The following is a 6,279-nucleotide window of genomic DNA, read 5'->3' on the forward strand; positions in this document are numbered from 1 at the left end:
CCGGCTACGCGTCAGTGCGCGTGGCTGGGGTTCGCGGCCGGCTCTTCCTCGGTTCCCGCCCCTGGCTCTCCGAGCATCGCGGCACCGACCAACGCGTCGGGAACCCCGAAGCCGTCGACGAGCAGTTCGGCGTGCGGACGCAGCGTCCGGCACCGCTCGTTGATGGCACGGGTGACGGCCTTGGATCGCTCGGTCGACAGGTAGCGGTGCTCGATGAACCAGGCCTTGTCCGCCTCGATCACCGACAGCGCGTACAGGTCGCAGACCTCGTCGAGCAGTTCCTTGGTGGTGGCGTCCTCGCAGGATTCGATGCCGGCGATGAACGCCTCGAAGATGATCCGATCGATGTGCGCACTCGCGGCATGCAGCACGTGATCCTGCACCGCGTTGAACGCCTCGAAAGGAGTGGTCTCCTTGGACTTCGACTGCAACCGGCGCGCGACGGTCGAGAGCAGGTACTCCTCACGATCTTCGAACATCTTGACCTGGGTGCCGCGGTTGAACAGCGAGCCCTCTTCCTCGTTGTCCTGACGGCGGTCGAGGATGGTCTGCATGATCGCCTGGGCCGCAGTGCGTTTGACGACGCGGTCGCCCACCATGTCGGCGGCGAACTTGACCCATTCGACCGGGCTCATGGACTTGACGTCGTCGGCGTACGCGGTGAGCAGCTCCTTGGCCACCAGCTGCGTCAGCACATGGTTGTCACCCTCGAACGTGGTGAACACATCGGTGTCGGCCTTGAGTGAGATCAACCGGTTCTCGGCGAGATAGCCTGCACCGCCGCAGGCTTCGCGGGCTTCCTGGATCGCGGCGGTCGCATGCCAGGTGTTCGCGGCCTTGAGACCTGCCGCCCTGGACTCGAGCTCGCGCTGCTCCTCGGCGTCGGGGTTGTCCGCGGTCTGCAGCTCGTGCATCTTCGACACGAGCTCGTTCTGCGCGAACTGCAGGGCGTAGGACTTGGCGATGAGCGGGAACAGTCGACGCTGATGCACCAGGTAGTCCATGATCAGGACCTCCTGATCGGAATCCGGTGCGGAGAACTGCCTGCGCTGCAACGCGTATCGCGTCGCGATGTCGAGAGCGACGCGGGCCGCAGCAGCGGCGCTGCCACCGACCGTGACGCGACCGCGGATCAACGTACCGAGCATCGTGAAGAACCGTCGAGACTTGTTCTCGATGGGGGAGGAGTACGTACCGTCGTCGGACACATCGGCGTACTTGTTGAGCAGGTTGTCTCGCGGGATGCGGACGTGATCGAACATCAGGCGGCCGTTGTCGACGCCGGGGAGACCGCCCTTGTACTGACAGTCCGAGGTGGTGACACCGGGCAGGTCGTCACCGTTCTCGTCGCGGAGCGGAACGAAGAAGCAGTGCACACCGTGGCTCTCGGGCTCCTCGCCCGGGCCTGCAGTGATGAGCTGAGCGAACACCGCGGCGACGGTCGCGGTCTCGGCGGCACCGCCGATGTAGTCCTTGCGCGAGGACGGCGTCGGCGAGTTGATGACGAACTCGTCCGTCTTCGGGTCGTACGTGGCCGTGGTCTCGAGGGACTGCACGTCGCTGCCGTGTCCGGTCTCCGTCATGGCGAAGCAGCCGAGCAGATCGAGACTGATGATCTTGGGGACGTAGGCCTCGTGGTGGCGTTCGGTGCCGAGATTCTCGATGGCACCGCCGAACAGCCCCCACTGGACGCCGGCCTTGACCATCAGGGAGAGATCGCTCATCGCGAGCATTTCGATCATCGTCACCGCGGCACCGACATCTCCGGTGCCGCCGTGCTCCTTCTTGAAGCCGTTGTCGGCTGCACCGGCAGCGGCGAGCAACTTCATCTGTTCCATTGCCTTGGTGCGGGCGATGACGGTGTTCGGCGTGTAATGCGGACGGAACTCGTCGCGTGCAAGTTGCTGACGCGCCTGGTTCTTCACATCTCGCCAGCGGCCGTCCAGAGTGTTCCGAAGGTGATCCGTTGTGGTTGCCATACTCGACGGTAACCTTTTGCGGCCGCCTGTGAAGGCCGGAAAGTCAGACCGGCCAGACGAATTCTCGCAACACGGCCCGGCAGCTGCGCCAGAAGCCCTTTTTCGCGTACGGACCGTCGTGGAACAACGACGCGCAGTTGTCCTCCATGGCCCGGTTCACCAGGGGACTGAAGTCGGTGAACTCGCCGACCAGGAACTCCTTGAAGCCCTCCGGCCACGCGTGCTGGGCTGGTTCGTGTTGTGCCTCCACGACCGCGAGTGTAATGCAGCGGTAACACCGATGTTACAAATCCCACTCACTTCATCAACGCGAACGCCTGCTGCGCGACGAGGAACGCGTAGCTGGACGGAATCAGATCGATCGCGCCGTCGGCCCGGAACTGCTCGGTCACGATCCAGTCCTGGCCGGCCGCGTCCGTGGCGAGGAATGCGCCGGCCAGATCACCGGGAGCGCTGCCGCCCTTGAAGCCCGAGTACGGCCACAGCGCCGCGTCGAGCTGCACGCCCGGGGTGATCGCGAGAATGCGGCGGTTCTCCTCCGCTCCCGGGCCGTTGGCCAGATACCCCATGGCAGCGCAGACGTCCTGCGCATTGGCGAACCATTCGACACCGTCCGCCGACGCCGGATTGTCGAGGAAGTTCTCGAAGTCGATTTCGAGCGGCCTCGCGTCCGCCCGTTCGAGCAGCTCTGCCCGGGTGGCGGGGTCGGCCCCGGACCACTCTTCCCGCATGTCTGGATCGCCGAATCCGATGACGAAGAACTGCCGGGTGTCCATCATCGGCGTCATGACGGACGGGTCGTGATGACCCATGACGCCGAGTTGGCGTTCGACCCGGTCGCGGCCGAGGCGTTGCATCAGCAGGTCGGTTGCGGTGTTGTCGGACAACGAGATCATCTTCTCGGCCGCCTCCCGAACCGACACCTTCGTGCCGTCGGGCAGATTCTGCAGTTCACCCGACGGCGCACTCTTGGTGGCATCACGAACGGTGAGCTGGTCTTCCCAGCGGATGTTGCCTGCGTCGATCTCGTCGGTGAGCGCGCCGAGAACGTACAGCTTGAACACCGATCCGAGGGGAAGCACCGAGTCCGCGTTGACGGAGTAGATCGATTCGCAGTCGCCGCCGTTGAGTCGAGACGCGCTGTAGGAATAGTTCGGGGCGACCTTCGACAGTGCCGCGTCGAGATCGTCGAACGACGAGATCGTGGGGGTGTCCGGCCGGGCCAGGAAGCCGTCGAGCTTGCCGTCGGTGCCGATCGACGTCGTGATCGTGGCCGGGATGCCCGCGGTGGTGAAGTGCAGGACACCGGAGTTGGGACCGGCCTCGAAGCTCGTGGCCACGTTCGGTGCGCCTGCCCGCAACTGTTCGAGTGGGGTGGCGAGCCCACCCAGCGGTGCGACGGCCTCGGCCAGCTCGGGGCCGGTGACTGCCTCGACCTCGGCGGGGTCGGGTGCGTTCTCGGCGTTGATCCACCGCAGGATGCGTTCGTTGACTGCGCCCACGGGAGTGGAGGTGTCGACGGCGAAGTCCGGAGCGGTCGTGGTGGGCACGGGCGCAGCGGACGTGCCCCCGCAGGCGGAGAGCGCCAGAGTGGCGGCAACGACCACTCCCACGAGTCTCGTCACGGTGCGCGTCGTCATGCTGCGATGCTAATGGATTCGGACATTTCGCCACCCGTCCAGTCTCGGTACGGCCGGACGGGCGCTGTGGCAATGTGCTCTGGCGTGCTGACTTCCGAAGACGTCCGTCGAATCGACTCCGACCATCTCTGGCACCCCTACAGCCGGTTCCCGGCGGATGCGACGCCGCTGCCGGTCGACAGTGCGTCGGGAGTGCGGTTGACGTTGGCCGACGGCAGGCAACTCGTCGACGGCATGAGCTCGTGGTGGGCGGCGGTGCACGGCTACCGGCATCCGGTGCTCGACGCCGCCGCGCACGATCAGCTGGGTCGAATGAGCCACGTCATGTTCGGCGGACTGACACATGCTCCGGCGGCCAGGTTGGCCGAGCTGCTGGTCGACATCACCCCCGCGGGGCTCGAGAAGGTGTTCCTCGCAGATTCCGGATCGGTCTCGGTGGAGGTCGCGGTGAAGATGGCGCTGCAGTACTGGCGCGGACGCGGCGAGAACGGTCGCACTCGGCTGTTGACCTGGCGCGGCGGATACCACGGAGACACGTTCGCGCCGATGAGCGTGTGCGACCCGGACGGCGGCATGCACACGCTGTGGACCGATGTGCTCGCGAAGCAGGTGTTCGCTCCGGCTCCGCCCGCGGAGTTCGACGCCGGCTACGTCGCCGAATTCGAGCGGGTGCTCGCCGAGCACGCGCACGAACTGGCGGCGATCATCGTCGAGCCGATCGTGCAGGGCACAGGCGGAATGCGGTTCCACGACTCGCGCTATGTGCTGGAACTGCGCCGATTGGCCGACGAGTACGGCGTACTACTGATCTTCGACGAGATCGCGACCGGATTCGGTCGAACCGGGGAGTTGTTCGCTGCCGACCACGCGGGTGTCGCACCGGACATCATGTGCGTCGGCAAGGCACTGACCGGTGGATATCTGACCTTGGCGGCGACGTTGTGCACCACCGAAGTGGCCGAAACCGTCTCGGGCGGCGAGGCCGGGGGTCTGATGCACGGGCCGACGTTCATGGGTAATCCACTGGCGTGTGCGATCGCGGTGGCGTCGGTAAAACTGTTGCTCTCGCGCGACTGGCGCGCCGAGGTCGCACGTCTGGCGTCGGGGTTGGCCGACGGCCTCGCGCCGGCCCGGTCCTTGCCGGGAGTCGCCGATGTTCGCGTTCTCGGCGGCATCGGCGTCGTCGAGATGCGCAGTCCGGTGGACATGGTTCGAGCCACGGCAGCGGCCGTCGACGCGGGTGTGTGGCTGCGTCCGTTCGGCCGTCTGGTGTACGCGATGCCGCCGTACATCTGCACCGAGGAGGACGTGGCGGCCATTGCAGGCGCGATGCTGGCGGTGGCCCGAAGCCATACTTGAACAGCGTTCAAGTATGGTCGCTGCCATGACCGCTCTGGAGTGGCTCGACGCCACCGCGCACGCCCGACTCGAGGCCGGACTCGAGCGCGTCGTGCTCCCCCGCACGGCCGAGGAGGCGATCCTCGACCTGGCTTCGAACGACTACCTCGGCCTGTCCAGGCATCCGGCCGTCATCGACGGAGCCTGCGCTGCCGTGCGCCGGTGGGGCGGCGGATCCACCGGATCGCGGCTGGTCACCGGCACGACGACGGCGCACGAGCGACTCGAGGAGAACCTCGCCGATTTTTTCGGAGCCGAGGCGGGACTGGTGTTCTCCTCCGGCTACACCGCCAACCTCGGGATCGTGACGGCACTGGCGGGCCGCGACGCGTTGGTGATCTCCGACGCCGCGTCGCACGCCTCGCTCATCGATGCCTGTCGCCTGTCTCGGGCCCGAGTGGCCGTCGCTCGGCACTGCGATACCGGCCATGTCGACGAGCTGTTGCGGGAGCGTCCCGAACAGCGGGCCCTGGTGGTGACCGACTCGGTGTTCAGTGCCGACGGCGATCTCGCGCCACTGGCCGAGCTGTATGCGGTGTGTCGGAGGCGAAACGCGGTGCTCGTCGTCGACGAAGCGCACGGGTTGGGCGTACGCGGCGACGGCGGCCGAGGAGCCGTCCACGAAGCAGGCCTCGCCGGCGCACCCGACCTGGTGATCACCGCAACGCTGTCCAAGGCCCTCGGATCGCAGGGCGGGGTGGTTCTCGGGCCGGCAGCGGTGCGCACTCAGGTGCTGCACACTGCGCGCACGTTCGTGTTCGACACCGGCCTCGCGCCTGCCTCCGTGGGCGCGGCAGCGGCCGCGTTGACCGTCCTGCGCGGCGAACCCGAACGGGTGCACTCGATCGGTGTGCGAGCAACGCAACTGGCCGCCGCAGCGGGCGTCGAAGCGACGAAGTCGGCGGTGGTCCCGGTGGTTCTGGGCGACGCGCAGCGTGCGGTGCAGGCGGCTGCGGACTGCCTCGAGCTCGGCGTCCGCGTCGGATGCTTCCGGCCACCGTCGGTTCCGGCCGACGGGTCTCGACTCCGACTGACCGCGCGCGCCGATCTCACCGACGCCGATGTCGACCGTGCCGCGTCGGTCCTCGCGGCTGTGTTGAATGCGGCGGTATCGAATGCGGCGGTGTTGTGGTGACGGTTCTGCTCGTGACCGGAACGTCGACCGGCGTCGGCAAGACCGTGGTGACCGCGGGTATCGCGGCGGCCGCGCGCGCAGGCGGATGGACGGTTGCGGTGTGCAAACCGGCGCAGACCGGCGTCGG

Annotated in this window: 6 protein-coding genes; 3 read left to right on the plus strand and 3 right to left on the minus strand. The window is 67.0% G+C overall.

Annotated features, from left to right (window positions below; genetic code table 11):
- Positions 1-11: 11 nt before the first annotated feature.
- From CH256_RS20915 to CH256_RS20925, 3 genes are read right to left on the minus strand one after another with little or no spacing between them, the layout of a single operon-like run.
- Positions 12-1,979 carry an acyl-CoA dehydrogenase family protein gene (locus tag CH256_RS20915; protein WP_094641077.1) on the minus strand — a complete coding sequence of 656 codons (1,968 nt, stop codon included), beginning with the start codon at positions 1,977-1,979 and terminating at the stop codon, positions 12-14.
- 43 nt (positions 1,980-2,022) lie between these two features.
- Positions 2,023-2,229 (minus strand): inositol 2-dehydrogenase, encoded by a 207-nt coding sequence (locus CH256_RS20920; RefSeq protein ID WP_094641078.1) that lies wholly within the window; start codon positions 2,227-2,229, stop codon positions 2,023-2,025.
- Positions 2,230-2,275: 46 nt separating this feature from the next.
- Complete coding sequence (locus CH256_RS20925) at positions 2,276-3,619, minus strand: serine hydrolase (RefSeq protein ID WP_094670498.1); 1,344 nt, start codon at positions 3,617-3,619, stop codon at positions 2,276-2,278.
- A 72-nt stretch (positions 3,620-3,691) separates the two neighbouring features.
- On the opposite strand from CH256_RS20925, the gene CH256_RS20930 reads away from it, so the two are divergent.
- The 3 genes from CH256_RS20930 to CH256_RS20940 all read left to right on the plus strand — a co-directional run.
- Positions 3,692-4,978: an adenosylmethionine--8-amino-7-oxononanoate transaminase gene (locus CH256_RS20930; RefSeq protein WP_094670499.1), complete on the plus strand. Its 1,287-nt coding sequence runs from the start codon at positions 3,692-3,694 to the stop codon at positions 4,976-4,978.
- 25 nt (positions 4,979-5,003) lie between these two features.
- Positions 5,004-6,152 carry an 8-amino-7-oxononanoate synthase gene (locus CH256_RS20935; protein WP_094670504.1) on the plus strand — a complete coding sequence of 383 codons (1,149 nt, stop codon included), beginning with the start codon at positions 5,004-5,006 and terminating at the stop codon, positions 6,150-6,152.
- A partial coding sequence (locus CH256_RS20940) for an AAA family ATPase (protein WP_179272173.1) occupies positions 6,149-6,279 on the plus strand: 131 nt, incomplete at its 3' end. The genes CH256_RS20935 and CH256_RS20940, both read left to right, overlap by 4 nt.

The sequence above is a fragment of the Rhodococcus sp. 05-2254-6 genome, assembly GCF_002258565.1.
Classification (GTDB): Bacteria; Actinomycetota; Actinomycetes; order Mycobacteriales; family Mycobacteriaceae; genus Rhodococcoides.